1 pseudogene is annotated in these 1,459 nt (G+C 65.8%); it reads left to right on the forward strand.

What is annotated here, in order from left to right:
* The first annotated feature begins 78 nt into the window (after positions 1-78).
* Positions 79-1,447 (forward strand): annotated as a pseudogene (locus A5767_RS19950) (ISL3 family transposase).
* The last annotated feature ends 12 nt before the right edge of the window (positions 1,448-1,459 follow it).

Consider the following 1,459-nt stretch of genomic DNA (forward strand, 5'->3'; position numbering starts at 1 on the left):
GGCTCTTCGCACTTGGTAGGGGCTGGTGCCGATCGACCCCGTTGCCGTGTCGGTGATTGAAAAAGGGCCCGCGCCCTTGTGAGCTGGGTGTTCTCAGGCATCCAGGACAGCAAGGAACGCGGGCATGCACCACGGTAGTTCATTGCTGCTCGATCTCGACGGCGTCATCGTCGAATCGGTGCAGCGCACGGTCGAGGGCAGCCGGATCGTGCAGATCGCAACGGCACCCGAATGGGTCGGGATGTGCCCGCAGTGCGGGCAGAAATCATCGCGCTCGAAGGGTTGGGTCACCACCAGACCGCGGGATGTGCAGGTCGGACCCGACCGTCCGCTGTTGGTGTGGCGGAAACGGAAATGGTTGTGCACCAATACCTCCTGTGACCGTAAGGTGTTCACCGAGTCGACGCCGGGGGTGCCGTCCCGGGCACGGGTCACGCCACGAGCGAAGGCGCTGCTGGTCGAGGCGGTCCTCGACGGGGACCGGTCGGTGTCCGCGGTCGCCGGCGACTACGGGTGCGCCTGGCACACCGTCCACGGCCACCTCGTCGTGGTCGCCGACGCCGCCCTGGCCGGCGAGCCTGAGCCGGTGATGGTGCTCGGGATCGATGAGACCCGACGCGGGAAGGCGAAATGGGAAACTTGCCCCGAGACCGGGGAACGGAGATGGGTGGACCGGTGGGACACCGGACTGGTCGACCTGACCGGCGATCAAGGGTTGCTGGCGCAGGTCAACGGACGCACCTCGGCGGTGGTGATCGACTGGTTCGACGCCCGCGACGAGACGTGGAAGGCACAGATCACCCATGTCGCGATCGACATGTCGTCGGTGTATGCGAAGGCGGTGCGCGAGGCACTGCCGCACGCACAACTGGTGGTGGACCGGTTCCACCTGGTCAAGAAGGCCAACGAGATGGTCGATACCGTCCGGCGCAGGGTCACCCAGGCCGAGCGGGGTCGGCGCGGCCGCAAGAGCGATGTCGAATGGATCAATCGACGACGGTTGTTGCGGGCCTCCGAACGCCTGACCAACGAACAACGATCGGCCCTGTTCGAGAAGCTGACCGCCGCCGACCCGCACGGGGACATCGCTGCGGCATGGATCGCCAAAGAACTACTGCGCGATGTGTTGCGCTGCACCGATCGTGGTGGCCTTCGCCATGAGATCCGGGACAGACTGTATCGGTTCTACACGTTCTGCGCGGCATGCCGTGTCCCGGAGATCGGCAAGCTGGCGACGACCATCTCGGCGTGGCAGGAACCGATGATCCTGGCGATCACCACCGGCCTGTCGAATGCGCGCAGTGAAGGCTACAACCGCATCGTCAAGCACGTCGGCCGCATCGCGTTCGGGTTCCGTACCCCGGAGAACCAACGCCGCCGGGTACGGTGGGCCTGCACTCGTCGATCACGTCGGGTCGCACCCAGCCGGCGCCAATGCCACTGCTAACTGCGAAGAGCC

Origin of the sequence: Rhodococcus sp. 852002-51564_SCH6189132-a, assembly GCF_001665495.1 — a bacterium.
Classification (GTDB): domain Bacteria; phylum Actinomycetota; class Actinomycetes; order Mycobacteriales; family Mycobacteriaceae; genus Rhodococcus; species Rhodococcus pyridinivorans.